This is a genomic window from Pseudoalteromonas sp. P80D2 (genome assembly GCF_036680945.1).
Taxonomy (GTDB): domain Bacteria; phylum Pseudomonadota; class Gammaproteobacteria; order Enterobacterales; family Alteromonadaceae; genus Pseudoalteromonas; species Pseudoalteromonas shioyasakiensis.
Genome location: NZ_JAZDAR010000048.1, coordinates 56,645 through 82,875, shown reverse-complemented (window position 1 = coordinate 82,875; position 26,231 = coordinate 56,645). Strand labels below are relative to the sequence as shown.

Annotated in this window: 23 protein-coding genes; 9 read left to right on the top strand and 14 right to left on the bottom strand. The window is 40.2% G+C overall.

Translation table 11 applies throughout. From position 1 onward, the window contains the following. Positions 1–2,190, bottom strand: coding sequence for an LruC domain-containing protein (locus VRK28_RS14660; RefSeq protein ID WP_332394089.1), 2,190 nt, complete (start codon positions 2,188–2,190; stop codon positions 1–3). Positions 2,191–2,413: 223 nt separating this feature from the next. Between VRK28_RS14660 and VRK28_RS14655 the strand changes: the two genes are divergently transcribed. After that, positions 2,414–4,570 carry an ATP-binding protein gene (locus tag VRK28_RS14655; protein WP_332394088.1) on the top strand — a complete coding sequence of 719 codons (2,157 nt, stop codon included), beginning with the start codon at positions 2,414–2,416 and terminating at the stop codon, positions 4,568–4,570. Here the strand turns inward: VRK28_RS14655 and VRK28_RS14650 are convergent. The 3 genes from VRK28_RS14650 to VRK28_RS14640 form a co-directional block, all read right to left on the bottom strand. Then, a complete protein-coding gene (locus tag VRK28_RS14650) occupies positions 4,563–5,960 on the bottom strand; it encodes a M28 family metallopeptidase (protein WP_332394087.1) in 1,398 nt (465 codons plus the stop codon). The genes VRK28_RS14655 and VRK28_RS14650 overlap by 8 nt on opposite strands. Before the next feature lie 91 nt (positions 5,961–6,051). Then, a complete protein-coding gene (locus VRK28_RS14645; protein WP_332394086.1) occupies positions 6,052–7,149 on the bottom strand; it encodes a hypothetical protein in 1,098 nt (365 codons plus the stop codon). Next, the gene (locus VRK28_RS14640) at positions 7,146–7,985 is read right to left on the bottom strand and encodes a hypothetical protein (RefSeq protein ID WP_332394085.1); all 840 of its coding nucleotides are present in this window, start codon (positions 7,983–7,985) and stop codon (positions 7,146–7,148) included. Before VRK28_RS14640 ends, VRK28_RS14645 begins: the two co-directional genes overlap by 4 nt. Positions 7,986–8,293: 308 nt before the next feature. Between VRK28_RS14640 and VRK28_RS14635 the strand changes: the two genes are divergently transcribed. The 3 genes from VRK28_RS14635 to VRK28_RS14625 all read left to right on the top strand — a co-directional run bounded on the left by VRK28_RS14635 (position 8,294) and on the right by VRK28_RS14625 (position 11,950). Next, positions 8,294–10,102 (top strand): TonB-dependent receptor domain-containing protein, encoded by a 1,809-nt coding sequence (locus VRK28_RS14635; protein ID WP_332394084.1) that lies wholly within the window; start codon positions 8,294–8,296, stop codon positions 10,100–10,102. Positions 10,103–10,139: 37 nt separating this feature from the next. Next, positions 10,140–10,784 (top strand): hypothetical protein, encoded by a 645-nt coding sequence (locus VRK28_RS14630; RefSeq protein WP_332394083.1) that lies wholly within the window; start codon positions 10,140–10,142, stop codon positions 10,782–10,784. A 65-nt stretch (positions 10,785–10,849) separates the two neighbouring features. Beyond that, positions 10,850–11,950 carry a tyrosine-protein phosphatase gene (locus VRK28_RS14625; protein WP_332394082.1) on the top strand — a complete coding sequence of 367 codons (1,101 nt, stop codon included), beginning with the start codon at positions 10,850–10,852 and terminating at the stop codon, positions 11,948–11,950. 23 nt (positions 11,951–11,973) lie between these two features. Here the strand turns inward: VRK28_RS14625 and VRK28_RS14620 are convergent, their stop codons facing one another. The 3 genes from VRK28_RS14620 to VRK28_RS14610 form a co-directional block, all read right to left on the bottom strand. Next, positions 11,974–12,882 (bottom strand): sensor domain-containing diguanylate cyclase, encoded by a 909-nt coding sequence (locus VRK28_RS14620; RefSeq protein ID WP_130166392.1) that lies wholly within the window; start codon positions 12,880–12,882, stop codon positions 11,974–11,976. A gap of 61 nt (positions 12,883–12,943) precedes the next feature. Then, on the bottom strand, positions 12,944–13,339 hold the full coding sequence (locus VRK28_RS14615) for a VanZ family protein (protein WP_253108603.1): 396 nt from the start codon (positions 13,337–13,339) through the stop codon (positions 12,944–12,946). A gap of 3 nt (positions 13,340–13,342) precedes the next feature. After that, entirely contained in the window at positions 13,343–14,173 is an 831-nt protein-coding gene (locus tag VRK28_RS14610; RefSeq protein ID WP_332394081.1) for an alpha/beta hydrolase, read from the bottom strand. Positions 14,174–14,333: 160 nt separating this feature from the next. Here VRK28_RS14610 and VRK28_RS14605 point away from each other — a divergent pair, with 160 nt between their 5' ends. Beyond that, the gene (locus VRK28_RS14605; RefSeq protein WP_332394080.1) at positions 14,334–16,181 is read left to right on the top strand and encodes an ABC transporter ATP-binding protein; all 1,848 of its coding nucleotides are present in this window, start codon (positions 14,334–14,336) and stop codon (positions 16,179–16,181) included. Positions 16,182–16,254: 73 nt separating this feature from the next. Here VRK28_RS14605 and VRK28_RS14600 read toward each other — a convergent pair whose 3' ends face one another. The 3 genes from VRK28_RS14600 to VRK28_RS14590 form a co-directional block, all read right to left on the bottom strand. After that, positions 16,255–16,671: an MAPEG family protein gene (locus tag VRK28_RS14600; RefSeq protein WP_332394079.1), complete on the bottom strand. Its 417-nt coding sequence runs from the start codon at positions 16,669–16,671 to the stop codon at positions 16,255–16,257. 280 nt (positions 16,672–16,951) lie between these two features. Then, positions 16,952–17,692 carry an SDR family oxidoreductase gene (locus tag VRK28_RS14595; protein WP_058584926.1) on the bottom strand — a complete coding sequence of 247 codons (741 nt, stop codon included), beginning with the start codon at positions 17,690–17,692 and terminating at the stop codon, positions 16,952–16,954. A 29-nt stretch (positions 17,693–17,721) separates the two neighbouring features. Next, positions 17,722–18,189 carry a MarR family winged helix-turn-helix transcriptional regulator gene (locus VRK28_RS14590; protein WP_205990950.1) on the bottom strand — a complete coding sequence of 156 codons (468 nt, stop codon included), beginning with the start codon at positions 18,187–18,189 and terminating at the stop codon, positions 17,722–17,724. Positions 18,190–18,412: 223 nt separating this feature from the next. On the opposite strand from VRK28_RS14590, the gene VRK28_RS14585 reads away from it, so the two are divergent. After that, complete coding sequence (locus VRK28_RS14585; RefSeq protein ID WP_062565286.1) at positions 18,413–19,612, top strand: Nramp family divalent metal transporter; 1,200 nt, start codon at positions 18,413–18,415, stop codon at positions 19,610–19,612. Positions 19,613–19,832: 220 nt separating this feature from the next. On the opposite strand, the gene VRK28_RS14580 is transcribed toward VRK28_RS14585, so the two are convergent. The 3 genes from VRK28_RS14580 to VRK28_RS14570 all read right to left on the bottom strand — a co-directional run bounded on the left by VRK28_RS14580 (position 19,833) and on the right by VRK28_RS14570 (position 23,351). Continuing rightward, on the bottom strand, positions 19,833–21,059 hold the full coding sequence (locus VRK28_RS14580; RefSeq protein ID WP_063528159.1) for an amidohydrolase family protein: 1,227 nt from the start codon (positions 21,057–21,059) through the stop codon (positions 19,833–19,835). A gap of 11 nt (positions 21,060–21,070) precedes the next feature. Continuing rightward, entirely contained in the window at positions 21,071–22,453 is a 1,383-nt protein-coding gene (locus VRK28_RS14575; RefSeq protein WP_062565285.1) for an amidohydrolase, read from the bottom strand. A gap of 112 nt (positions 22,454–22,565) precedes the next feature. Then, entirely contained in the window at positions 22,566–23,351 is a 786-nt protein-coding gene (locus VRK28_RS14570; protein ID WP_332394078.1) for a hypothetical protein, read from the bottom strand. A gap of 358 nt (positions 23,352–23,709) precedes the next feature. On the opposite strand from VRK28_RS14570, the gene VRK28_RS14565 reads away from it, so the two are divergent. Next, positions 23,710–24,072 carry a DUF3718 domain-containing protein gene (locus VRK28_RS14565; protein ID WP_062565283.1) on the top strand — a complete coding sequence of 121 codons (363 nt, stop codon included), beginning with the start codon at positions 23,710–23,712 and terminating at the stop codon, positions 24,070–24,072. 53 nt (positions 24,073–24,125) lie between these two features. Here the strand turns inward: VRK28_RS14565 and VRK28_RS14560 are convergent, their stop codons facing one another. Then, positions 24,126–24,821: a hypothetical protein gene (locus VRK28_RS14560; RefSeq protein WP_054561387.1), complete on the bottom strand. Its 696-nt coding sequence runs from the start codon at positions 24,819–24,821 to the stop codon at positions 24,126–24,128. A gap of 112 nt (positions 24,822–24,933) precedes the next feature. On the opposite strand from VRK28_RS14560, the gene VRK28_RS14555 reads away from it, so the two are divergent. Both VRK28_RS14555 and VRK28_RS14550 read left to right on the top strand, forming a co-directional pair. Beyond that, positions 24,934–25,794 carry a fructosamine kinase family protein gene (locus VRK28_RS14555; protein ID WP_130166400.1) on the top strand — a complete coding sequence of 287 codons (861 nt, stop codon included), beginning with the start codon at positions 24,934–24,936 and terminating at the stop codon, positions 25,792–25,794. Positions 25,795–26,022: 228 nt separating this feature from the next. Then, a complete protein-coding gene (locus VRK28_RS14550) occupies positions 26,023–26,226 on the top strand; it encodes a CPXCG motif-containing cysteine-rich protein (protein WP_054561385.1) in 204 nt (67 codons plus the stop codon). The last annotated feature ends 5 nt before the right edge of the window (positions 26,227–26,231 follow it).

Below are 26,231 nucleotides of genomic sequence, written 5' to 3'. Positions count from 1 at the left end.
CTATTCTCCTCGTAGAATAACATTTGCAAGTTTTGCATTATTAAACCAAAGCGGCTTTTCCCGTCCCTCTGATTCAGCAAATGCCCTAAAGTCACTATACGCATGTGTTATATCAACACTCTCTTTTGGATGCGCCCATGAACTGCCAATCTCCATTGCCCAAGGTAGACCAGTTTCAGTTTGGAAATAATAACTTTGAGCACTATTACTGGCATCATCAGAGTCAGTGATTGAAAATAACTGTGAATTGAATTTTTCGGTTGGTTGTTGATTCTTAATATGAACTTCCCAACCACGTGGGTTTTGTCCAACTAAAAACTCACCATGATAGTGATCTTGAGCCGCGAAAATAAATGGGTCTAAAGTATATTTTGGCGCTTCAATTGTGGTCACTCCACTTTGAAGTGAAACGGTTAAACTAAACGAAACTTTGCTGTTGGTATCACAGCCTGTTTCAGTTCTAAAATAACTACAACTTGACTGCTTATCTGCATAATCCCAAGTGTCTGGCATGATAATGAAAATAGCATCTTCAACCCCTTGTTCTAATATAGAATGTGATTGTGTTTCGTCATTTATCGTTAAATTAATTGAACTTGTATCTATCTGACTTCTTAATATTCGTTTATCAACATCATCGGCTATTGTTTGATACAAACGAACTGCAAAGCCATTATGAAAATCAGCACCAATTCCAACCAACTCCCCTTCTATTTTGTAACCAATGGCCTGACCTTCTTTATCAATCAATGTAGTACGGTAATTTACAACTAAATCGTTAAAGTCATAATCACCAGCAAAAGGCCATTGATCTTCATAGGCAAGGGTTACCCAGCCATTCTCACTTGGATATACCAAACTCCCATATGTTGTTACCGGGTAATCCTCGACTTCACCGCCTGTTACCCCACCACTTGCGGTAATTGGGTTAGCCTCGCTGCCATCGGTTACACGAAAGCGTGCCCATGTTGCTCCCATCACAGCATCACTCGGTACATCAACCAGCACACTGTTATCACCTTGATTTAAGCTGTATTTACTTACTGTGATTTCGTCTGGATCAAACTGGAAATTTTGATCCCAATCGAACCAAGCATATAAATAACCATTATCATTAGGAGCGGTCACAATTATCTGGCTAGTAGAGCCTGCAACAAAATCAGTGACAAATTTAACCCCATCATCTGAGCTATCGACGGGTGAAGCCTGTAAATCTGCCGGAGTGTTAATGTTTTCACCATCAACAACGGCTCCTAAATAAACTAAATTTGATTGGTCTTCATTAGGGTCAAAGAGATGGCGGGCACCACTATCAGCAAGCGCTGTTTTATAAGGCATAGGTGCATCGCCAAAGTCGATTGAGTTATCAGTTACTTTTACCTCTGCAATAGCACAGCGTGCACCATCATTTTGATTCGATGTTGGCCCTAAGGTAAAAACTGCTGCGGTAGGTGTATAACCAACCACAGGGCTGGTGCTTAAATCTACTTTATGGATTTTACCGCTGCGGTTATTACTAAAATAAAACTGACCTTGTACATCAAAGTAACCTGCACCATTAGCGCCAGTATCGCCGGCTATGTCGAGGTTTGATATAAAAGTGGGTGTCTGGTTATCTAAATTTATTTCATAAAGGTCGCCGTTTGACTCAACCGCATACAAAAGATTGCTGTGAGGATGAAAAGCAAAATCATAAATAGCTAAATTCCAGCTTGCTGAGCCTGCAACTAATTGCGCCTGATACTCGTCGGCCTCTTCAGTTAAATCAATGCCATATAGACCAAATTTAGGGTGGTATAAATAGTAAACCGCCTGATTAGTTTCACTATTCACATGAATATCACCAACATAAAAATTGGTATCTGGCAGACCATTTACAATCAAACGTTGTAAAACATAATCGTCACCAATACGTACAACACTTCTTGGGGCTTGTTTGCTAAAGCCATACATGTACTGGTCTTGATAATTAAAGCCAACCGCATTTACGCTGTCGTTATTCGCCTCTGTTGTAAAATCCATTGACGCTGCAAGCACGGTGGTTTTGGCAGAAACTAGGTCAACGCCAAACATTTGCGCAGGCGAACCTTGAATCAAAAATGCTTTACTCGGGCACTGTTCAAATGGTGCAGCACTTACAAAGCCTGTTGCAAGTGCGGTTATTAGGTAAGCGGGTATGTTACTTTTCATAATTACACTCTCCTGTGGATGTGTTATTACTCAAAGCAGTAACCATTCCAAAATATAACTCACGCTATAACAAGGTGTTATGAAAAATCAGACTGAGTATTTGCAAGATGCAAGAGGCATAGTTGCATAATGCAATTCTTTTTAGCTATAAAAGCAAATCATTCCCACTTAAAAGAATGGCATGCTAGACTAGTTAGGAATAAAAATAATAATAAACCCCACTATGAAACTTAAAGCCTCTGTAATTCTGTACTTTGCCTTATCAATGAACAGTGCTTTTGCATCAACACTGCAACAAAACATTGATGAAGCCAGAACAATCAGTGACTACCAAAAACGATATGACTATTTAAAAGCCATCGATAAAAAGCTTATTGAGTCCGCCAGCCTTGCAGAACAAGTCAGTTTTAACGTTAGATTAATTCACGTTCACATACACCTCGGCCAATTTCAACAAGCGCAAACTATCATTGATGAACTTGAAGCAAGCCCAAAATACAAAAAAGACTCCCCCATTTACAGCGAGTTGTATCTAGCGAAAGCGCGGTTGGCATATAGAAAAAGTGACTTAGAAACCGCAATTTATTTATCGCAACAAAATGTCGCCCTATTTCAGCGCTTACAACTTACCCATTATGAAATTGATGCCGTGGCGAGCCTTGTCAGTGCTTATCATAATGCTGGCGAGTATCAAGCAGCCTTAAACTTGCTTGAAGTTTATATTCACGACAACAATCGCGAATTAACCTTAAAGCAAAAAGAAATGCTCTATCATGGTTATTCGCGTAATCTTGAACAGTTAGACCGCTTAACGCTTGCACTCGAATATAAGCTAAAACGCCGTGAAGTTATTCAACAGATGTCGCCGTCTATCTCGTTACAAGCTGGCATAAGTTATTCAATTGCCCAAAGTTATTTAGATTTAGAACAATACGAAAAAGCAAAGAACGAGTTTATTATAGCCCTTAGTTTTGATAGGCAAACAGGTTCACTTTCTGATATCGGACATAGTTTAGTTAAACTATCCCAATGTGAATATGGGCTAAAAAACTACGATGCAGCACTTGAATACGCACAAGAGGCTCAACAGGTGTTCGCAAGTTATAACAGCACTCGAAATACTGCCTGGGCAAACCATAATATTGCGATAAATTTGCTCGAAGTCGATAAAGCAACTCAGGCTTTAACCATTGAAAAACAAGTGATCAATGAACTCAAGCAAGACGATCACCTATATATTGATGTATTACTCACATTAGCAAAGCTATACATTGGCTCTACTGAGCACGAACAAGCTAAACATTTTGCTGAGCAAGCCTACAAGTTAAGCAACCAAAAAAATAAGCTGCAAAAGCAAATCACAGCCCTAGAACATTTGATCACTGTGGCAGTACAACAAGCTGATTACAAACAGGCATTGTCGTACCAACGGACTATTACAGAGCTTGAAAAAGGTTTTGCCCGCAACAACTACAATCAACGTTTAGCGGAGCTGCAAAACTCCATTGCGATGCGCGACCGTGATTTGGCCATTCAAGATTTAAAGCTCCAAGACAATGAAAAAAGCCAAGCAATTGCTTCACAGCGCCAAACTATCTTATACAGCATTTTATTATTTAGCCTGCTTTTAGCTGTAATGGGCATTGCTTTATTAAGAATAAGACAGAGAAAACAGCTTATTGAACAGCGCCGAAATTATCTAGATAAACAAATCAGTCAACGTAGTAAGTTATTATCACAAGTTGCTCACGAGTTAAGTGGTCCATTAACCGGGTTGCGCTTACACCTTGAAACGCTCCAAGCAGGCTTAACTCAATTTAATGAGCTTACATACGAAAAACTCAACCAAAAAATCACCGATATGGCAACTTTAGTCACTGATTTAAATAAAATTTCACTTTTAGAGCAAAGCAGCTTTCAGCTCAACGTAACAACACTTAATGCAGCTGAGTATTTCCAAAGCTTACACGCAGATATGGCAATCCAGCTTGATAAATTTGAAGTGAGATTCTCACAAAATGTTGCTGATGAATTAAACTTTGAGTGCGATGCAACACGGCTTTCACAGTTATTTGCAAACTTAATCAGTAATTCACTTAAGTACACAAATCACCCTGGTAAGCTTAATTTGACGATTAGCCAAAACCAAACTCAGCTCTTAATCTGCTATGAAGATTCAGCCCCTGGTGTCAGCGACGAGAGTTTAGCAAAGATTTTTGACCATCTTTATAGAGTGCCAGACTTAAAAACAGTAAAACAATCAGGTTCAGGAATTGGGCTTGCGATAGTAAAACAAATTGTCGAAGCCCATAACTGGCGGATTACAGCAGCTCATAGCGAACTGGGTGGTGTCCGCTATGACTTAACGATTCCTATTTAGTTGATTTGTCTGGCCATTCGAACGCGCCAACATCACCAGGAAAGACAACTGGTGATTCAATACCGTCTTTGTTTACAGCGGCAACACCAAAATAGTAGTTATCGATAACAACATTTTTAAGGGTTGCTTCGGTTACATTGCCAACATCGCGGCTAAATTGCCATTGTGGCTCACTCGTGTAACGCCAATAGATTTTATAACTGACCACCGTTGGATCATCGCTTTTATGCCACGCTAATGTTGTACTTGGTTTTACTGCACCTGAAATACTAACGCCCGTTGGTGGCGCTGGAGCCCATGCCATTGAAGCCATTGTCACTGCATTAAGTGACGTTAACTTCGCCGCATAGGCAAAATCAACATGGTCAATGGTGTCACCGTAGGTAATACCATTTTCAGTACGCAAGTCTTGATGCTGTTGATTATAGTTTTCGTTGGTTTCCATTATACGCACAGCTGCAAAGCCAACATCGTTAAATGGACGGTGATGCCCTCCTCGACCAAAACGATCGAGTCGATATACCAACATGGTATCCAGATTCTCAATGTAGCGATCTGCGATTGTATCAATGTAACGTGCAAGGTTACGACTTGCAGAGTCAACTTCACCACCCGTAAAACGGCGTTTATGGGCTTGCTCTTTGGTTTCAATAACGCGAGTACCTTCAGAGAAGATACGTGCAGTTGTGTTATCTGTTACCCCATTAATGCCGGTTGAATTACCAATCATGTCGTTGTTTAAAACACCATGAACACGCCAATTATGCTCTTGTGCATATTTAGCTAAAATTTTACCGCCAAACAAGCCTTGCTCTTCACCAGATAAAGCTGCATAAACAATTGAGCCATTAAATTTATACTTTGATAAAACACGCGCCGATTCCAGCACGCCAGCCACACCAGATGCATTATCATTAGCCCCTGGCGCATCTGAGGTATAGTCCATTACATCAGACACTCTCGAGTCAATATCACCCGACATCATAACCATACGATCCGCATCAACTTGACCGCGCTGAATAGCCACAATATTGACAACTTCAACAGGGTTTGGAATACGCTTTTCACCAGAAATAGTGTCTTTTACTTCGATGATTTCTAGGCAGTTACCGCAGGCTTTAGAAATCGCCTCAAACTCAGACTTGATCCAACGTCTTGCAGCACCAATACCACGTTTATTTGATTTCGTCTCAGATAGAGTATGGCGAGTGCCAAAATCAACCAGCGTTTGAATATCTTGCTCTATACGTGCTTTAGAAACGGCATTTGCAATATCATGCAAAGCTTGTTGATCTTTATATTGAGGTGTTGTGGCATGAGCTGCCGAGATCAATAACAGCGATGAGCTAAACAAAGCACCCGTTGTTGTTATTTTTTTACGCTTAAACATAGTTTCACTCCTTCAATGAATCATTAAAGGCTAACTAATATTTCATTTCGCGCAATAGTTATGAGTTAGAAAACAAATTACTAGGTTAAAACTACGGGCCAAGCTTTAATTTAGACGCTGGTAACTTCAAGCTATAACGATAGCGAGCAGTTCGCTCGTCCCTTTCACTATCAAAAAGATAATCACATGCCAATCCTTCAAGCACGCGTTGCAGCTCAGTTTTAATTTTATTGCGGTTTTGATCTAAGGTTTTGCCTTTTAAGCCTTCATCAAGATCACGTATCGCTTTTTGGTGACCACCATACTGCTGCATTAATTTGGCTAGCTGCTGGCCATTTTTATGATCAGGTTTACCCTGTGGCGGATTTAAATAAGCAGGCTCGGCTTCAAACTTTCTTTTTGCATACCAAAAATAATAAAGTAAAGGTGTCTTTGAAAGCCGGATAGGCACTCCATGGATAATCACTTGTTGATTTGCTAAGTCAAAGCATAACGCATCATCAGCCTCTGCTGCTTTTAATGCTTGTTCAATGTTTAAACCTTGCTTTAGGGCTATGCTAAACCAACATTGTTGCTGCTCTTTAAGCGATGCCAATTGTAATTCTTGCTGTGCCGTTAAACCCTTTATTAAACCCTGTTGCTTTAAACCATCAAACCAGCGTAACTCTTCAATAGCTGTGCTTAATTTATCTTCCGCAGTCATTAATTGATCGGGTATAGGTACTTTTTGCCTGTTAGTCTGGAGCTTAAATATAAACTTGAACAAATAATCAATAAGTAGACCTACTGCAGTAAATGCGCTTGCCCAAAAAGCCACCAGCCAATAGTTAAAGTTAACTGAACTATCAATGCTTGCATAGAGTGCGTGATTACCAAATTGCCAGTTAAGTGTGTCACTTCCTGAGAGCTGTATTTTACTTAGGTTTAATTCAGTCACAGTCAAAGAAGCAACTAAATCCCCCGGTAGCTTTGATACAAAAGTAATGTCATGCAAATCATCTAATAGTGAGTGGCTCATGCGCGAAAGATCTTGGCTTTCATCTATGGCATTATTGAGTGAAGGGTTAACAACCTGAGGAAGCTGCTCTGCAAGTGTCATCATTAGTTGCTGCTTAGCATTTTGCCCAGATAAATAAATCAGCCCAACAAAAATAAGTAAAAATAATACAAGGGCTTTTAAGTAATTCATCTTAGCCCCTTATCGAGACTATAAGGATGCGTGGTATGAACCTTTAACAGCCTTGACTGATATTGCTGTAAATAGGTTACAAGGGGCGGCGCTAAATCAGCATATTGATCATTAAGGTACCAAGATAAGCTTGATGAAACATGCTGTAAAGGCTGTGTTTTTGAAGCTGGCCAACGCTTTAATTGCCCATGGTGACCGACACTCGGAATAATATCGAGTTTTTCTGCCAAGAAATCATTAACCAAACTTTCTCTATTCGGGTAAAAAACCAGTTGTGCATTATCAAGCCCATGACCAAACTGTTTTAATTCACTCATAGGGGCTAAATAACCGGACTCACTGCGCTTGTCTTCGAGTAAACCTATTCGTTTATTCTTTAATGAATTTGCTGAAAGCTGCATATTGTCTTGATGTGAAAACCATGAAATCTGATAACTTGGCAAGCTTAATATTGCTGTATAAAAATCATCCCAATTTGGCAGTAGACCACTTAAGGCATAATCACGATTTAGAAAAAGCGCATAATTGTCACTGAGTAATTGTTCTGTGCTGAGCATTTCTCTGGGTTGCCAAGACACAGTGACAGTTTCAAAACTCTGCTTAGCGAGCAACGTATCGCATAAGGTCTGCGCAAACTCTTCAACCTGCCAATTAGTCGGCATATAAATATGAAAATGCTTTTTACCGCTCGTATTTTTTACTTTGCAGCTGTAACTGTATTGCTCTTTTAAAACCACAGGCTCAATTGTTTGCTGGCTTAAAAACACCATGGCAGGCAGTAAAACCAGTGTGGCAATAAGCAGTCTTAAAATAGTGAAAACAAAATTAAGTGGCATTTTTTATTGTTAAAAGTGTCTTTTAAATGACTAATTTATAGCATTTGTATTACAAACTTATGAAAAGCGTTTGGGTTAGTTTATTTGTCATAAAAACATCAAATTTAACTTTTCATGTCCCCTTATTTGGTTAAGTAAATTAACCAAAAAGACATCTCTAAAAATTACCAACCCATTGTTTAATAAATACAAAAATTTAAAAGATATCCCTGTATTTTATATCGATGCCGGTTTAACCAAACTGCAATATTTCTATTCCATTCTTTGCCCAACTTTTTAAAACATCCAAAATAACCCGGAGTATTCAAGTGACACCATTTGCTCGAAATCGATTAGCGGCTTGCGTAGTACTTGCCTGTTCATCGTCGTATAGCTATGCAGCACAAACAAACGACTATAACGAAATAGAAGAAGTCGTTGCTGTTGCATCCCCTATCAAAGACAGCCAAAAAGCAGCTATTATGGCAAAGCAATCTGCCTCTAACTTTGTTGATATTGTTGCTGCTGATACCATTGGCCGCTTTCCTGACCAAAACTTAGCGGATTCATTAGGTCGCGTTCCAGGCCTTGCTATTGAACGCGATCAAGGTCAAGCACGCTATATAAACTTTCGCGGTGCACCATTTCGTTACACCACAATTGCCATAGATGGCATGACCATTCCTGGTGCTGAAAATGGCCGTATTCCGCGTTTTGACAGCTTCCCGTCTGTTATTACTAGTCGTTTATCTGCCAATAAAGCAATTATGCCTGATATGCCAGGCGAATCGATTGCTGGTTTTATTAATATCGAAACTTTTAACCCGTTTAATGTTGAAGGTTTCTCACTAGCCACTGATGTAGGTTTAGGTAATCAAGCATTAGGGGATGGTGATATTAGTAAGTTTTCAGTGCGAACGTCATGGTCAGGCGAAAATGTAGGCATTAGTTTATTCGCATCACAAAACAGCCGTGAACAAATCACGGATAATCGCGAATTCGACTTAGAACAAGAGGATTCAGAGCTAGTTGTTAACGAACTTGATATGCGTAGCTATAAAGTAAAACGTGAAGACGAAGCCTATGGTGGCCGATTTGAATATCGTCCGAGCGATTCAATGAACCGTTTTTTCTTCAGCACGCTATACAGTAAATTCCAAGATCATGAAGAGCGCAACCAGTATGTGTTTGATTTTGCAGGCGGTGCAGAAGCTGCGGGCAGCAACCTAGCTGCAGGTGAAACAGGCACAGGCCTTGCCATGGTAAGCCGCTCTTTAGAGTATGGTTTGTATGAGAACTCAACATGGACCAACACACTTGGTGCTGATCTCCAGTTAGGTGATTGGTTTTTAGAAGCGCGTACAAACTTCACAAAAACCGAAAACGATGTGTTTTTACCCCTGCCTTATAGTTTATATGGCACAGCGGTCGCAAGCTATGATGTAACAGATATTAACGACCCTCTTGTCACACTTGCACCAGGCATTTCCCTTAACGATATAGATTATGGCTACGAAATGCTGCTGGTTTACGGCAGTGCGTTATCGATTGATAGCCTGCAATTTAAACTAGACGCAGAAACTGACTTTACTTTCGCAGGGCTTAACAACACCTTTAAAATGGGGCTAGGCCATGACCAGCGTGAAGCACAGGGCTATGGCACAAATGGTGGCATGGGATCACTATATGGGATCAATCCAAGTGACTATGTAACTGATCAAGCGTGGCATACAGATTTCACAAACAGCATTAACGGCACTTACTTCGACAATAAACAGCTTAGAGCAGATTTAGAAAGCGCATCAGGTGGACTTACAGTCACCCCAGATAACGCCAGCAAAATAAATATTGATGAAAACATCACTACCGCCTATGCCATGGTGACCAATCAATTCAAATGGGGTTCTTTAGTCAGTGGGGTACGTATTGAAAGTACTGACTACACCAGCAGTGGTCCAGAAGGAGAACATTCTGATACCTTCACCGAAGTATTACCGAGTGTGAATTTAAATATTGATTTATCTGATCAAGTTAAATTCAGAGCCGCACTTTCAACGGGTATGAGCCGCCCTACTTACAATGAATGGCGCGCATCAGCATCGATTGATACCACAGAGCAAACCATCTCGGGGGGGTAATCCGTTCTTAGAGGCCGAGTCTTCATATGGTGCTGATATGTCATTAGAGTGGTATGCAGGCGATGCAAGTCTTGTTGCATTAGGCGCTTTCTACCGACACATTGATGATGTCATTTATGCGGATACGACCTATGTAGATGCAGGTAACTACATCAGTGAATTTGCCGGTGAACAATGGAAATACACAGGGTTTATCAATGGTGACGAAGGTCACTTCCAAGGTATCGAGCTTAACTTCATTGGCCAAGCCAGCGATTTTATTTCTGAGAGTTGGGATGGTTTTGGTTTCTCTGCCTACCTAACCCTCTTAGACAGTGAATTTACCACGCTTTCAGGTAGCAGCTTTAGTTTACCGGGCACATCAGACATGATTTTCAACAGCTCTGTTTACTATGAAAACGACCTATTCTCTGCGCGATTGAATTATCAGTATCGTGATGATTGGTTATCAACCACAGAAAACGACAGCATGGGTGAATATTGGGCTGCACAAACCCGTTTAGACCTTTCACTGAGTTACACATTAGCAGAGCCAGTGTATGGCTCAGATGTGAGTTTTTACGCCAACATCAACAACCTTACCGATGAAATTGACGTGCGTTACATCGGCACAGAAGCCACTCCTAACCAAATTGAACGCTATGGTCGCCGCTATATGGCGGGTGTTCGCATCAACTTCTAACTTACTTTTGAATTTACCGCTCAGAGTTTAATCGCTCTGAGCCGAGTAATAACTAAGGAATAACCATGAAAACAATATTTAAAAAGATTGCCATTGCTGCTTTAGTTTCATCAACACTTGCAGCTTGCACAGCAACTGCACCTAAAGTCGCTATTGAATCTGCACAAACTAATTTTAATAATGAAAACTACCAAATTAGCTGGCAGCAAGATATCCCTGCAGCTGTTGATGTGCTGGTATCAACAACACCAGATTTAACGAATGCAACACTCATTGCTGATGATATTACTACCAATGTATTTAATTGGTCACCAAGTGATGAGCATCAGCGTTACTACTTTTTTGTAAAACCAGAAAATGGTGAAGCAACTATGACCACAACGCGACTAATTCCACTTGAAGGTGGTCGTAACTTCCGCGACTTAGGCGGCTACAAAACCCAAGATGGCCGCACTGTTAAATGGGGCAAAATTTACCGTTCTGGGGTTTTAGCGAATCTAACAAACGACGACTATGCGCTTATCAATAGCTTAAATATCGATACCCTTGTTGATTTTCGTGCTAATTCAGAGCGAGATTCAGAAGTCACAGTGTGGGCTGCTGATAAGGTTGAAATCATCGACCGTGATTACGAAATGGACTTTGATATGGGACAAATCGGCAAAGTGCTTCGTGACCCTAACCTAAGCCGTGAAAAGCTCGAAAATGTGATGGTACAAATGTACCCGCGAATTGTAGAAGACCAAAAGCAAAACTACACACAAATGTTCGACCGCTTAGTAAATAAAGACGGCGGTTTATTGTTCCATTGTACGGCAGGAAAAGACCGTACAGGTATCAGTGCTGCATTGATTTTAACTGTGCTAGGCGTTGATCAACAGACAATTATGAATGACTATCTTGCATCAAACGACTACCTCGATTTTGAAAATATGCTTGGTAAAGACACTGGCAAAATGGACCCAAAATATGCAGCAATGATGCAGTTTTTTGCCAGCCTACCAAAAGAAGTAGCGATGCCACTTAAAGGGGTCACTCAGCCTTTACTTGAATCTGCAATTGAGAGCATGGAGCAGCAACACGGAAGTGTACTTAATTACATTCAAGCTGAATTAGACGTTAGCGATGAAGACATTAAAATCCTGCGTGCCAAGTACTTATTGTAAATAACACTGCGTTCACTCCAAAGTTACCCTGTGCTTTTAGCGCCGGGTAACTTTATTCCTTCATTATAAAACACCATGCGATTACCCCCTTCATACTTTGCTTTGTACATGGCTTTATCGGCACACTGAATGAGATATTCTGCGTCACCATAATGCTCGGGGAACAATACGGCGCCTATACTTGGCGAGTAAATAAGCTCTGCATCATTATAAATTAAGGGTTGGCAAATCTCAGCTATCAATTCATCAACCATTTCGATGACGTCTTTTTTGTGTTTAATGCTATTGAGGATAACTACAAACTCATCGCCCCCTAAGCGCCCTACACTGTCTTCTTTTTTTAATACATGACGAATACGCATGGCAATGGTTTTTAATAGTTTGTCGCCAGCGCCATGACCATGAATATCATTAACTTGCTTAAAGCCATCAATATCGATAAACAGTACTGCAATCACGGTTGAAATGGTGTTCGCAATCGACAATGATTCCTCGAGCTGGGTGGTTAAGAAACTGCGGTTGGGGAGATCGGTCAGAGGGTCGTGCCCTGCCATATAAATCAGTTTTTGTTCGAGCTTTTTTTGCTCTGTAATGTCATAAGCAATAGCCACTCTAACTTGCTTTTCTTTTGACCAATAAACAGACCACAAAACATGCACTACTCTGCCATCTTTTCTAACCCAGCGGTTTTCAAATCGTGGGTGCTGATCATTGACCACAATTTGATTAATGGCATTGATGGTTTTGGCTCTGTCTTCTGGATAAACAAAGTCCAACATGTTTCTATTGATGGCTTCTTCTGGCGCGTATCCGAAAATTGTTTCAAAGGCTGGATTAGTAAAAAGTAACGTGCCTTTGGCATCAACTACGCATACTGCATCGAGTAGAAGCTCAATAATGTCTGACAAATAATCCGAGGTATCTTTGTTCATACGCAACTTTTAAGCTAGGTCTACACTGAGTATAGACGAAACCTAACAAGTCACTGAAAGTTTAAGCCTTAATTGGATATAACTTTTTGCAAAGCCAAGCTGAAAAAGCACTGAACACGGCAATACCCGCAAAATCAGCGATTAAATCAACAAAATCTAGCGTTCGAGATTCTACAAAATACTGGCTTAGCTCTTCTAAAATCACAAATGTACTTACAATCAGCACAGCTAAATAAATAGGCCGCCCAGCAACGTTCATTGTTTTAAACTTAAAGGCAAGGTTGATGAATAGCGTAAGTAGTCCAAATAAGCAAAAATGCCCCAACTTATCACCGTAAGGAATGGCCGCAACAAGTTCGAAAAACACCGACTTTTGCCCAGTATTGGCAAGATAGATAACCCAACCAATAAAACCAAAAAAGCCGATAGCAATTAACACAAGAATACGTTGAAACATCTATTATGGCGCCATATGTGAGGTTAAAAATAAAAATTGATAGGCAATCACTTTATTCCAATAGTGCCAGTCATGAATGCCCGGACGTTCAACATAGTCATGGCGGATGCGCATTTTCAACATCGCTTGATGTAGCGCTCTGTTTTGCTCAATAAAAAAGTCATCAACACCTATATCAAGCATAATAGGTAAGGTATCAGCGCCTTTTTTCCATGCCGTATTGCCTGCCGCAATTTTATGAAGGTTGTTAATAATGGCAATGCTATCCCATTTTTCTTTGTTTTCAGCGTAACTGCCGAGTACTTTTGCAAGGTCAAACTCTGCACTAAACGGCCTAACATCGACCCCAGCAGACATCCCTGAAACTGCTGCAAACAGGTTTGGGTGATTTATTGCAATGTGCAAAGCACCAAAGCCACCCATTGATAAGCCTGTTATTGCACGGCCACTTTTAGACCGATTGGTCGAATATTTGGAATCAATATAATTTAGTAAATCGTCTGCGATGTAGGTTTCGTATTGTGAGCTTTTGTCGATATCAGAATCGAGATACCACGAACCAAAATTGCCATCTGGATTAACAATGATGACATCATATTGGTCTGCCAGTTTTTCTATGTGTGTCAGCTTTGTCCAATCGCTGTGATTTCCACTATAGCCATGTAATACATAGATAACATTGTACTTTTTTGAGTCCTGATAGCCATCAGGTAATGTCACCGTTACAGGTTTCTCGATGGCGGTTTTTTTGCCCTTAAATATGTGGGTGTCGGTTTGGTAGGCACAAAGCGGTAAGCTAAAAACGAGGGACAGCGTACAAAGCAACTTTTTCATCATTAATTCCTTTTTCTTATTATATTTTCATTTCTCACACTAGATGTAAATAACTGAATAGTTGATAGATTTTAATCTTAGTTTTTAAATTAAATGAACTGCTAAAAAACCACTCAAATGATATAGTAAGGCCACTTTGATTTTTTAAAAAGCGTCGTCTATGTATCGTTTATTTGAGCGGATGACTAATCCGTTTCCTAAAGAGCAACCCTCTCAGCCACCTAATAGCTTATTTGCTTTTTGCCGTCATTATACCCGTGGCATGGAGCTTTCATTGCTGCTGATGTCGTTAAGCGCCGCTGCACTCGCAATTTTAGAAGTATCGCTATTTAGTTACATGGGGCAACTGGTCGATTGGCTTGGTCAATACACCCCAGATACCTTGTTTGTTGAACAGCAGGCTGAGCTTACAAAAATGGCGGTTATGTTGCTGGTGGTGTTACCTATTGTCGTGTTCTTTCACTCAGCGGTGTTACATCAAGCGCTGCTTGGCAACTATCCTATGTCTATCCGTTGGTTAGCACACCGTTATTTGCTTCGTCAGAGTGTTAGTTTTTATCAAAACGAATTTGCCGGCCGTATTGCGACAAAAGTCATGCAAACCTCATTAGCTGTTCGTGAATCAGTGATGAAATTGCTCGATGTATTAATGTATATCGTGGTCTACTTTGGCGCCATGGTGTTTTTGGTCGCAGAATCTGACTGGCGTTTGATGTTGCCATTATTGATTTGGCTAGTTTTATACGCAGTAATTCAAATGTATTTTGTACCAAAGCTCAAGAAAGTAGCCAGCTCGCAAGCTGATGCACGCTCAGAAATGACCGGACGTGTAGTTGATAGCTACACTAACATTTCGACTATCAAATTGTTCTCGTACACGCAGCGAGAAGAACAATATGCAAAAGACAGCATGGATGTGTTTTTACAACCGGTATATAAGCAAATGCGCTTAGTTACTAGCCTAAACTTCTCTATCAACACGCTCAATTACTTATTGGTATTTAGTATTGCTGCCCTCTCTTTATATCTATGGTCAATTAGCGCCATCAGTGTTGGTGCTATCGCCATTGCGGTGAGTTTATCACTGAGATTAAACGGTATGGCACAGTGGATCATGTGGGAGATAAGTAGCCTATTTGAAAACATTGGTACTGTTGCTGATGGTATGAAAACACTATCAACGCCGATTGAAGTGGATGATAAAGAAAATGCGAGTACCCTTGCAGTTAATAATGGGTCGATAAGCTTTGAGAATGTGCAATTTAACTATGGTAAAGCTGCCAACGAGACCCATCGCGGCCCTGTTATCAATGGCTTAAATTTAGACATTAAACCTGGTGAAAAAATAGGTTTAGTCGGCCGCTCTGGTGCGGGTAAATCTACCTTAGTGAATTTATTACTGCGTTTTTATGATGTTGACTCGGGCACAATTCGTATTGATGGTCAAAACATCGCTGAGGTAAGCCAAGAAAGCTTACGTAAGCACATTGCGATGGTGACGCAAGATACCTCACTGTTACACCGCTCAGTAAAAGATAACATTCTTTATGGTAGGCCCGATGCAACTGAAGATGAAATACTTGCGGCCGCAAAGCAAGCAGAAGCAATTGAGTTCATCGAAGACCTTGAAGACAGCAAAGGCAATAAAGGCTTTGCCGCACAAGTTGGTGAACGCGGTGTGAAGCTTTCTGGTGGTCAACGTCAACGTATTGCTATTGCACGAGTCCTTCTAAAGGATGCGCCAATTCTTATATTGGATGAAGCAACCAGTGCTCTTGATTCTGAAGTTGAAGCCGCGATTCAAACTAGCCTAGACGATTTAATGACTGGCAAAACTGTAATTGCCATTGCACACCGTTTATCAACTATTGCGCAAATGGATAGGCTCATTGTACTTGATGAAGGTGGCGTGGTTGAACAAGGCTCTCATGAGCAATTAATCGCACAAGGTGGCATCTATGCTGCCCTGTGGTCACATCAAACAGGTGGCTTTATCGGCGTTGAGTAGCTAGGTTTTCATTATTAAAAAAGGCATTGAATGAATTTTCGTTCAATGCCTTTTTTATTGTTAGCAATGCTGTTTAAATCAAACGTAAACCAGTCAGAATGAGCATCACAATATTTGCCAAAGCAGCGATTAAAAAGAAATAGCTGCGTGGGCTTGGGTTCTTCTCAGTAGCCACACCATAATACAGCAGCATATGAATGATTCTGGCTATCACATACATCCAAATACACAGTGCAAATGCGCTGCTGTTCAAGTTTAAAAAGAACCCCAGAAATACGGTACCTAAAAATAACGGGCTATTTTCTAAGGTATTCATAAATGTGCGATGTGAACGAAACACAAAGCTGTCATGACTTAATGAATTATCGAGTTTACCAGGCACCGCATTGGGTTGTTTGGCTTTTGTGACAGCTGCAACTATCCACTGAATAGTAAGCATAATTAGAAAAACATACACAGCCGCATAAGCTGAAAAAGTAAGTTCAGGCATCTTCATTTCCTTTTCTATAACAACATGAATGCCTATTCCTTGCAAAAAACCAACCAATTTAAAGCACTGATTTATAAATGGTTATTTATATGATTTAGCTTTTTCAGTACCAATTGTTCGCAAAGTGTATAAATTTTACAGCGTTGCTGAGCAATTTATGAAGTAAAAATAGATGTTAGTATTATTTGAAACTTAAGAAAACTAAATTTATTTTTACAGGTCGCTAAACTAAAACGGTGCTTTAAAAAGCACCGTTAGTTTTGCTGTACTTTTATTCAAATTATTGAATATAAGCCCCACCACAAACAGGGTTGTAAGTGCCTGTGATATGGCCACTTTTCTCGCTTGCTAAATAGCGCACTGTGTTCGCAACATCTTCCGGTTGAGCAATTTTTTGCGTCGGTGTGTGTTGCCTAATCATTTCTTTAAACTCTTCTGGCGCTTCTTTTGTTGCATCTGTTTCTACAAGGCCAGGCGCAACGATATTTGAAGTGATCCCATAAGGACCAAGCTCTTGAGCCAAATATTTATTGAAACTATCAAGCGCGCCTTTTGCAGTACCGTGAGCAATAAAAGCGGGTGCTGGCATTTCTGATAAAGTACTTGAAATAAATATTAATCGACCAAACTGCTTTTCTTTCATTACTTTAGCTGCAAGTTGAGCTGTGTTGTAAGCCGCAAACATTTCATCATTTAATTTTTGAGAAAATTCTTGCCAAGTTTGATCAAGAAATGGCTTCGAAGTAAAACTCATATTCGCATTTGAGATAAGTGCATCAACTCCGCCATGCTGGCTAATATTGTTGATCATTTCTTCAACTTGAAGCGGATCTCGGACGTCTGCTTTAACAGCAAAAGCCTCACCACCATTTGCGATAATTTCATCAGCAAGCTTGTTTGCAACTTCTGAACTATTTACATAATTAATAAATACTCGGTAACCCTCAGCAGCCAACGCCTTTGCGCAAGCTGCACCAATACCACGCGCACCACCTGTAATTAATGCATTTCTTTTAGACATACTAATTCCTTATTAATAAAAAATATAATTTAAGATTTGAGCAAAGATCGAAGATTTGAGACAACCTTAACTAATAGCTCTTGCGATTCATTTAAACCTTTAAGATCAATATGATTTTGAGAATCATCTAATACACCCTGAGCAATTTTTGTGCATTCGCTTACAACATCGAGTGACTGCTCTGTCAGGTTAACCAATTTAGTACGGCTATCTGCTTCCGACTTAACTCGCACAATCCAGCCATTTTTCTCTAATACTTCTACTGAGCGGCTTACGCTTGATTTTTCAAGATACAAAATGTCACAGATTTGGCTCTGTGATATGGAGCCATATTGCTTTAAAGTTAAGATCACTCCCCATTGTTCCGCAGTGATATTTATACCTGCCTGCTTAAACCGAGAAGTTAAAAGCCGATTAAATAAACGGCTCGCTAAACCTGTTAAATGTCCCATAGAGACCGTTAAAGGCACTTCTAATTGGTGTTTATTGTTTTCCAAAAGCGTTCACCACATATAGTTGCATATACAACAAAATAACTTAAATAAGATTTACTTGCAATTAGCATTATTCAACTTTCTTAAATTTCGATTCAGGTTAGCCTTGTTGCTATTTCTACTTTACCGCAGCCTTAAGAGCCTTTACCCTTACCTATTGATCATTTTGTGGTATGAATAATATTTCCCCACAAAAATACTAAAACTCTAATAATAAAGGTTTTTTATGCGTTTAGGTCCCGGACTTCTGGTCACCGCTGCTTTTATTGGCCCAGGTACCATCACCACGGCAAGTGTTGCTGGTGCTAATTTTGGCTTTGCTCTTATTTGGACTTTATTGTTCTCTGTCATAGCGACTATTTTGTTGCAATCTATGGCAGCTCGTCTTGGTGTGGCTACAGGGCTAGATTTAGCCTCAGCACTTAGAACCACCATTCAAACACCGGTATTTAAAGCCCTGGCTGTAATATTAGTAATAAGTGCGATTGGCATTGGCAGTGCAGCTTATGAAGCAGGCAATCTGACTGGTGCAAGTTTAGGACTACAAGAAATACTACCTTCTGTAAGCCCATTACTCTGGACTCCCCTTATTGCAGTTTTAAGTGCAGTTCTTTTGTACACTGGCAAACATAAAGTCATTGAGGGTGCGTTAATTGTTTTAGTGGTGTTGATGAGTTTAGTGTTTATTTCAACGCTGGTGATGGCGGCTCCGCCACTTGGTGAAGTGCTAAAAGGATTTATACCTAGCTTACCTGATAATTCAATTACCACGGTACTTGCATTGATAGGCACAACAATTGTGCCCTACAACCTGTTTTTACACTCCGGGGTACTTGCAGAAAAACACGATAGTTCAAAAAATATCGACAAAGTAATCAAAGAAACAAACCTTGATACCGGTATTTCGATAACTTTAGGTGGCATAATCACGTTAGCTATCTTATCAACAGCCTCTGTGGCATTTTACGGTACTGATGCAGGTAAAATTTCAGCGGCCAATATGGCTGTGCAGCTTGAGCCACTTCTAGGTGGTATGGCTCATTATTTCTTTGCTATCGGTTTATGTGCTGCCGGGCTTACTAGCGCAATAACTGCACCTCTTGCGGGTGCTTACGCTGTTTGCGGCATGCTTGGTTGGTCAACACAAATGAGTGATACACGTTTTAAACTGGTTGCTATCACTATCCTTGTTTTTGGTGCACTGGTCGCATCACTTGGGCTTGACCCGGTTGCGGTCATCATCTTTGCGCAAGCTGCCAATGGTTTATTACTTCCAATTGTAACCTGTTACCTTGTTTGGTTGGTAAATCAAAAATCGGTGATGAAAGGCTACACTAATTCGCTTTTACTTAACCTTGTAATTGTGCCAGTAATACTGCTTATATTTGGCCTTAGCCTTTATAAACTAAGTAATCTAATTTTTTAGTTTGAAAAAATATTATACCAATTAGCTTAATTAAGTGAGCTATTTTGAGGCAATAAAACCTCGTTGATAACAAGGCAAAAATTTCGTTATTTAGTTGTTCTAAATGAGAAGTTTTTAACGCAGGTAGCGACAGGTTTAATCCCTCAAAATGTTTAAGTATTATTGCTGATTGGTATTAAAAAAAGGCCGCAAATTTGCGGCCTTTTTAATGCTTAAACGCTTATTTAGTATAAGCGCGTGGCATTGCTGAATCAGTTGTATAACGGTCGCGTAGTTTGTCTTGACGCGCTTCGGTTGAAACCTCTTCACCGTTGATCCACATTTTGCTTACGTGTGAGTTAAGCTCAAATGGATCTGCAGACCACATAACTAGGTTTGCACGTTTACCTTTGGCAATTGCGCCTGAGTTTAAACCAAAAACTTCAGCAATATTGCTAGTTACTGCGCTAAGTGCACCTTGTTGGCTCATACCGTATGACACAGCATTACCTGCATCAAAACGTAATTGGTATACATTGTGGCTTGAATCACCAGCAACACCAATAATGACTTTTACACCGGCTTTTTCAAGCTTACCTGCGTTAGCAAGGTTTGCATGTAATGAGTCAAAGCTACCCGGTAAGTTAGCCATCGAGCTGATGATCACAGGAACATCCGCTTTAGCTAGAGCATCCGCAACCACAACAGCATCATCACCGCCATGAATCACTAAATTGATGCCATAGGTTTCTTTTAACTTAACAAGTTCATAGATGTCAGATGCGCGTTGAACACTCGCAATCAGTGGCATATCACCAGCAAGCACAGCTGCTAAAACTTTTTGCTCTGTTGATGGCTCTTTTTTGTCATCTTTTTTAGCTGACTTTTCGCCTTCAAGCTTGTCGATAAGTGTTTTCATCGACATAGCACGTGAGCCTTTACTCTTTTCACCTAAATGAACAACAAGTGCAACTTGCTTTTTATTTACGCTTTCAAAGCTACCTGATAGATCAACTACAGATGCAAGACCCGCAAAGATACTGTCACCGCCGTTTGGTACAATCACGTCTTGAGTAATGCCGCCTTTGCGAGCATAAGGAATTAAGCTACTGCGTGGGTTGAATGCAAGGCTTGGATCAAAATCAATGCCCGCTTTGTCGTCACCACCATCGCGTGACCCTGCAACAGCACCCACTTCGACTAAGCCTAATTGGTTCATAGTACCAATAAAGCCAGCAGTCACGATTTGGCCTTTTGCATCAATGGTTGTATCCGCGTTGATAGACGCTGGGTTAATAGCAACAATTTTGCCATCTTCAATAACAACGCTTGCGCCTTCAAGTACGCCTTGCTCTGTTGAAGTGTGTAGTGTTGCATTTACAATCGCTACCGATGCAGCACTTGCTGTCGCAGAAAATAAGCCAGCAGCAACAAGTGACAGCTTTAATGATTTAGTTAATTTTGTCATCAATGTTACTCCTATTTTTGACCTAGCATGAAATCACTTTGTGCTTGGTATTTATCATCGTTACGATCATAAACTTTGGCACCATCGATAAATACTTGTTCAGCTTTCGCATAAACACTGAATGGGTTTTGGTTCCAAATAACCACATCAGCTTGCTTACCTGCTTCAAGTGAACCTGTTTTATCATCAATACCTAGCGATTTAGCCGCGTTTGAAGTGATCCACTTGATTGCGTGTTGCTCAGAGATGTCATAGCCCACATCATTCGCGCGATACATAACTTTACCGGCTTCTTGGTTTAAGCGTTGGATAGTTGTATCTGAATCAGAGTGAACAACGGCACATGAATTTTTAACAGCATCTACAATTGCTACGTTCTCTTGAACCATGTCGTAGGCTTCCATTTTAAAGCCCCACCAATCTGGCCAAAGTGCCGCACAGTTACCGTTCTGGGCAAGTAAGTCAGCAATTTTGTATGCTTCAACACCGTGATGGAAAGTACCTGAGTGATAACCGAACTCTTTACCAAGGTCGATCATCATGGCCATTTCTTCTGCTTTATAACAGTGGTTATGGATTAAAATGTCACCTTCTAACACACCAGCTAGCGTATCTAGCTTAATGTCGCGATGAGGTGCTGCAGGGTTTTTACCCGCGGCATAATCACTTTCGTATTTATCCCACTCGCGTTTGTACTCAGTCGCTTCAATCCAAGCTGTGCGATAGCCCGCCATGTTACCCATACGTGTTGATGGTAAAACACCTTTACGGCCATAAACACGTTTAGGGTTTTCACCACATGCCATTTTTAAACCATACGGTGCTTCAGGAAACTTCATACCTTGCATCGTGTGCGAAGGAATGTTTTTAAGCGTTACACCACGGCCACCAATTAAGTTTGCTGAACCTGGTAGAATTTGTAATGACGTAATGCCGCCCTCACGAGCGCGGTTAAAGCCAGGGTCTTGTGGCCATACTGAATGCTCAACCCATACTTCTGCAGTCACTGGGCTGGTCATTTCGTTACCATCTTGGTGAGATGCCACCGATGGAGTTGGGTATGCACCTAAATGTGAGTGCACGTCAATAATACCCGGTGTTACCCATTTGCCTTGTGCATCAATTGTTTTATCAGCTTGTACAGAAAGGTCTTTACCTACTTGTTGTACTTTGCCATCAACAAAGAATACATCTGCGTCATCTAAACGCTCGCCTGTGCCGGTTAAAACAGTGGCATTAGTGATTAACGTACTTTGTGATGCAAGTGGTTGATAAGTGCTTGGGTATGGGTTTTTGTTAATTGAGACTTTTGGATCTTGTGGGCCATTGTCTTGGCAACCCGCTAACGCGACACCAAGCGCCATAACCAACAAGGATGGTGCAAATTTTTGCATTCTTACGTTCCTCTTTTTTATTATTTAATTACTTTAACTAATTGTTAATTCTAATGCGAGTAAACGAGGCCAGTCACCAATATTCAAGACGAACAACCAGCCTCATAGAGCACTATTTCTTTATATAGTTGTTATATAGCTGCTCTAACGCACCTTCGGTCGTTAAGCTCGGATCTTTGTTGATAAAATGTTTCACAGTTCGAGTTACAAAGTCTGAGTTTTGCTTATGCTGCTTGGCAAAACTTTTAATTAGTGAATCTGCATCGTTTGCTGCGGTTACTTTTTCGTGTCGATGGCGGTATTGACTCAATGCACGGTTAAAATCGCCATTGTAACCTTCTACCACCAGCTTATAGAATTCTGTTCTGTCGACTTGTAAATCATTAATGCAGTAATTAAGCGCGTCTTTAAAGTCATAAAAGACTTTGCCTTGCACATCAAATTCGGCACGCTTCTCACGAATAGTGACACTGGCATCTTCAGTTGCATAGCTATAACCTTGAAATGCTACTCGCTCTGCTGCCTCTGCACCTAACTTCATGCCTGCTTTAATACTGTGCACAAACTCATCACTCATATCGTGAAGTTCACTCTCATGCCACATGTGATAAATTCTCAGCGCTTTTGCATACTTTGTTGAAAGTTTCTTTTTAAGCTTTGTAACTCGCCCATCAATAGTCAGCACTCGTTCGTTATGCAGTAATGCAAAGCACTCATAACATGCTGGAATTGATATAAATTCAGCCTCTTCGCCTAAATCTATAATGCTTTGCAGCATATGCAGTGGCGGACAAAAATCTCGCTCAGTTGCTTCACAACCACAATAAAAACATTGATTAAAGTGTTTTGATTCAGATGCATAGGCTTGTTGATAATAGCCTGCTAATTTTGTGGTCACTCATGCTCCTTATACTCTGATTAGCCTTTTTAAGAAAAGCTAGAGTTAATACTTAAATGTAACAGCTACGTAAAAATTAAGCCTTTAATACGAGCCAAAACACGTTTTAAAAAAATAAATGAAAAAAAATTTAGCCTATTTGTGTCAAAATTCACACTTTAAAATAGCACTTATCAAGCGGTTAGTTTTACTTGTTCACATCTACATACTTACTTACATCTTGTCGATTTTCATTAACAGCAATTGTTCTTGTTTAGCGTAATACTTTAAATGTGCCCAGCAAACAGGAAGTGTGAAGTATCCATAAAAGCGAGGTCGCACATACTAAACCTAATACGGACAACAACTGGAGAGAAAGATGAATACGTTAACTACAGCACTAGGTACAGCATTAATTTTAGGTTCTTCATTAGCAGCAACTGATGCAACTGCAGCACAATTTGTCGCAGCAGATGACTCTGTAGGCACGCAAGCTTGCATGGCCATTGCTTCTAACAAACCATTAAACGTATCAAGCACAATGCGCGATCTACGCTTAAGCAAACGAGTAATGACAGAAAAACTACTTTGCAATGATATGACGACTGATAAGTTTGCAAGCACTTATGGTTTTCATAACTCTGCGAAATACTTAAATTTTGAAACAGCAACAAAAACAAGTATTCAAGATATTGCTAAAGTATCTGATGACACAGTGATTGTTATTGCTGGTTCTAAATAATGATGAATTCACTGTAGCAGGTCTTTAAAGGCCTGCTACAAATTCCTTCTTCATTAAACTAGCGCAGCGATCAGGCCAAATAGGCCACCAAATACTCCGCCCCAAATCACTAACCAACCTAAATGTTCTTTGATCATGGTTTGAATAATATCTTTCACCATGGTTGGCGTAAGCTCATTCAAACGCTCATCAACTAAACGCTCAACAGTACTGTGCAATGAGCCACCAAGATGAGAGTTGGCAAATAGCTTTTCATCTAGAATCGTTTTAAATTCGTCGCTCTTTGAAATATCAATCACCGCTGCTTTCATTTTTTCAATGAAAGGTTCACGCATCGGCTCAAGCGCATCACGGCCACCAAACATTGATAGCATGCCACCAAATTGTGAGTTTTCGATAACCTCAATTAATGAATCATAAGCCGGACTTAAATTAACTTCACTGATCACTGGCTCTAAATCAATATTTGGCTTAGCGAGCGCCATAACCTGATCTATTTTCTCTTCGGCAAAGAACTCGGTCATTACCAAGTTACGAATAGCCACCTTAAAAGACGCAAACTTTAAAGTTATAACCCCAGAGCCGTATAAAAATGGTACTTTTTCGAATAGCATGTGAATAGCAAGCCAGTTAGTTACTGCGCCCGATAACGCAAATAAACCAACAGAAAGCACAATTGCTTGTTCAAATAAAAATCCGACTAATACTAAGGCAAGCGCCACTAAATTAGTAATGAGACTTTTATTCATCTGACCCCTCATAAATACTTCGATAAACTTTAACAATATTAACGCTATGGGTTTGTTAATTCATCGTCTTTTTGCCATAGTTTAATTATATGGTTAAAAGGTGAACAAAATTATGTGGAATTCGGTGAATGAACAGATTAGCCAAGCGATGCACTTTGATTTTAAGCATACCTTTAAGCGCCAATTACAATCACCCAATAACGACAAATACTTCCAAATTGGTGATGATCTACACCACTTCTTTGTGAAAGTTGCTCACTTGAGTGATCTGGAGCGCCTAGAGTGCGAAGCCTTTAATCTTGAGCTATTAACCCAAGAAAGCTTATTTATGATCCCAGATTGCATCACCACAGGTTGCAATATTGAGTTTTCATTTATCGTGCTTGAATGGTTAGAGCTTGATAAACAGCCCCATACCAATTGGCATGAAATGGGGGAGCACCTTGCCCATTTACACCAAAAGCATACCCAAGCTATGTTCGGCTTAGATAACGACAACTTCCTTGGCCCTACTCTACAACCAAATCGTTGGCACAAAAAATGGGATGTATTTTTTGCTGAAGAGCGCATTGGTTGGCAATTACAGTTATTACAAGAAAAAGGTATTGAGCTTGTCAACCAAGACTCCTTCATCACTTTTGTTAAAGACGCACTGCATAGCCATGTTGTAGAGCCTTCGTTATTGCACGGTGATTTTTGGCGTCGAAATATGGGCTTTTATAATAATGTACCCAGTGTATTTGACCCTGCTTGTTATTATGGTGATCGGGAATGCGATATAGCAATGAGTGAGCTTTATGCGCCATTGCCTGATAGCTTTTATGATGCCTATAACGATATCTACCCATTGCAGGTAGGTTACGAGCAACGTAGAGCCATCTATCAACTATACCCTATGCTCAATAATGCCAATATCTTTGCAGGGCACTATCTTACTGAAGCAAAACAACAAATTGATCAGCTACTGAAATAAGCAAGAATTCACTGTAAAAGGAATGTCACAAACCGCTAAACACAGCTATATTTAGCTTATAAAGCGTATTAATAAAGATGCTAACCGAATTGGTAGCACTACGCTTACATCTATTCGGTTAGTGAGTTATATCAATCTAATTAAATCTAGATTCATTTTTGATGAGTTAGAGTTTAACGAAGATTGCAATTTAACGAACTCAGGCATGCCTGATTAAGGTAAAAGCTGATGAAAGACCAATACACACAACGGATTTCATGCCCTCACTGTGGCCACCACATTCATGTTGCACTTGATGCAAGCGACGGTGACCAAGATTACTATGAAGATTGCGCAGCATGTTGCAATCCCATTCATTTAAATATGCATATAGATTACGCACATAACAAACTCGAATTACATGTCGATAGTGACGACGAGCAAATTTTTTAATTTGC

What these genes read in the sequence shown, in the direction of transcription:
- VRK28_RS14645 (WP_332394086.1), bottom strand. Translation starts at nt 7,149, where the DNA reads ATGAATTACTTAAAAGCCCTTGTATTATTTTTACTTATTTTTGTTGGG.
- VRK28_RS14560 (WP_054561387.1), bottom strand. Translation starts at nt 24,821, where the DNA reads ATGAATAAAAGTCTCATTACTAATTTAGTGGCGCTTGCCTTAGTATTA.
- VRK28_RS14580 (WP_063528159.1), bottom strand. Translation starts at nt 21,059, where the DNA reads ATGACAAAATTAACTAAATCATTAAAGCTGTCACTTGTTGCTGCTGGC.
- VRK28_RS14550 (WP_054561385.1), top strand. Translation starts at nt 26,023, where the DNA reads ATGAAAGACCAATACACACAACGGATTTCATGCCCTCACTGTGGCCAC.
- VRK28_RS14565 (WP_062565283.1), top strand. Translation starts at nt 23,710, where the DNA reads ATGAATACGTTAACTACAGCACTAGGTACAGCATTAATTTTAGGTTCT.
- VRK28_RS14600 (WP_332394079.1), bottom strand. Translation starts at nt 16,671, where the DNA reads ATGCCTGAACTTACTTTTTCAGCTTATGCGGCTGTGTATGTTTTTCTA.
- VRK28_RS14660 (WP_332394089.1), bottom strand. Translation starts at nt 2,190, where the DNA reads ATGAAAAGTAACATACCCGCTTACCTAATAACCGCACTTGCAACAGGC.
- VRK28_RS14575 (WP_062565285.1), bottom strand. Translation starts at nt 22,453, where the DNA reads ATGCAAAAATTTGCACCATCCTTGTTGGTTATGGCGCTTGGTGTCGCG.
- VRK28_RS14640 (WP_332394085.1), bottom strand. Translation starts at nt 7,985, where the DNA reads ATGCCACTTAATTTTGTTTTCACTATTTTAAGACTGCTTATTGCCACA.
- VRK28_RS14620 (WP_130166392.1), bottom strand. Translation starts at nt 12,882, where the DNA reads ATGAACAAAGATACCTCGGATTATTTGTCAGACATTATTGAGCTTCTA.
- VRK28_RS14555 (WP_130166400.1), top strand. Translation starts at nt 24,934, where the DNA reads ATGTGGAATTCGGTGAATGAACAGATTAGCCAAGCGATGCACTTTGAT.
- VRK28_RS14585 (WP_062565286.1), top strand. Translation starts at nt 18,413, where the DNA reads ATGCGTTTAGGTCCCGGACTTCTGGTCACCGCTGCTTTTATTGGCCCA.
- VRK28_RS14610 (WP_332394081.1), bottom strand. Translation starts at nt 14,173, where the DNA reads ATGAAAAAGTTGCTTTGTACGCTGTCCCTCGTTTTTAGCTTACCGCTT.
- VRK28_RS14605 (WP_332394080.1), top strand. Translation starts at nt 14,334, where the DNA reads ATGTATCGTTTATTTGAGCGGATGACTAATCCGTTTCCTAAAGAGCAA.
- VRK28_RS14625 (WP_332394082.1), top strand. Translation starts at nt 10,850, where the DNA reads ATGAAAACAATATTTAAAAAGATTGCCATTGCTGCTTTAGTTTCATCA.
- VRK28_RS14595 (WP_058584926.1), bottom strand. Translation starts at nt 17,692, where the DNA reads ATGTCTAAAAGAAATGCATTAATTACAGGTGGTGCGCGTGGTATTGGT.
- VRK28_RS14650 (WP_332394087.1), bottom strand. Translation starts at nt 5,960, where the DNA reads ATGTTTAAGCGTAAAAAAATAACAACAACGGGTGCTTTGTTTAGCTCA.
- VRK28_RS14655 (WP_332394088.1), top strand. Translation starts at nt 2,414, where the DNA reads ATGAAACTTAAAGCCTCTGTAATTCTGTACTTTGCCTTATCAATGAAC.
- VRK28_RS14630 (WP_332394083.1), top strand. Translation starts at nt 10,140, where the DNA reads ATGTCATTAGAGTGGTATGCAGGCGATGCAAGTCTTGTTGCATTAGGC.
- VRK28_RS14615 (WP_253108603.1), bottom strand. Translation starts at nt 13,339, where the DNA reads ATGTTTCAACGTATTCTTGTGTTAATTGCTATCGGCTTTTTTGGTTTT.